The organism is Stenotrophomonas pictorum JCM 9942 (assembly GCF_001310775.1).
Taxonomy (GTDB): domain Bacteria; phylum Pseudomonadota; class Gammaproteobacteria; order Xanthomonadales; family Xanthomonadaceae; genus Stenotrophomonas; species Stenotrophomonas pictorum.
Map to the genome: position 1 here is coordinate 1 of NZ_BAZI01000713.1, position 796 is coordinate 796.

Below are 796 nucleotides of genomic sequence, written 5' to 3' on the forward strand. Positions count from 1 at the left end.
TCGAGCGCCATGCGCTGACCGAGTGCGCGCAGCGCATCGCCCGCCCGACCACCGCCCCGGTGGTGCGCGTGCAGCTGGGCAGCGACACCCTGGTGGAATGGCGCTGGGAAGAGCTGTTCGACGCCTGGTGGTCGGTGACTCACGCCATGCAGAAGTTGCGTGACAACCCGGAAGCGGCAGACCAGGAACGTGCCATCGCCCGCAACTTCAACGCCCCGGGGCTGAAACCCCGGCTGGCGTTTGATCCGGCCGAGGATGTGGCGGCACCGTTCATCGCCACTGGCGCCCGGCCGAAGGTGGCGATCCTGCGCGAGCAGGGCGTCAACGGCCAGATCGAGATGGCCGCCATCTTCGAGCGCGCCGGTTTCGACGCCTTCGATGTGCACATGAGCGACCTGATTGAAGGGCGCGTGCAACTGGCCGATTTCCGGGGTCTGGCCGCCTGTGGCGGCTTCAGCTACGGCGACGTGCTCGGTGCCGGCCGTGGCTGGGCGACCTCGATCCTGGAGCGTCCGGCCCTGCGCGAGACGTTCGCGGCCTTCTTCGCCCGCCCGGACACCTTCGCACTGGGCGTGTGCAACGGTTGCCAGATGATGAGCCAGCTCAAGGACATCATTCCCGGTGCCACGCACTGGCCGAAGTTCCTGCGCAACGCCAGCGAGCAGTTCGAAGCGCGAACCGCGCTGCTGGAAGTGGTGGAGTCGCCGTCGATCCTGCTGCGCGGCATGGCCGGCTCGCGTCTGCCCGTGGCGGTGGCGCATGGTGAAGGCCGCGCCGAGTTCGCCAGCGCGGTGGA

1 protein-coding gene is annotated in these 796 nt (G+C 68.7%); it reads left to right on the plus strand.

Features of this window, described 5'->3' with window-relative positions; translation table 11 throughout:
• Positions 1 to 796: phosphoribosylformylglycinamidine synthase subunit PurQ (locus JCM9942_RS17230; protein ID WP_172675203.1), on the plus strand; the 796-nt coding region annotated here is incomplete at both ends.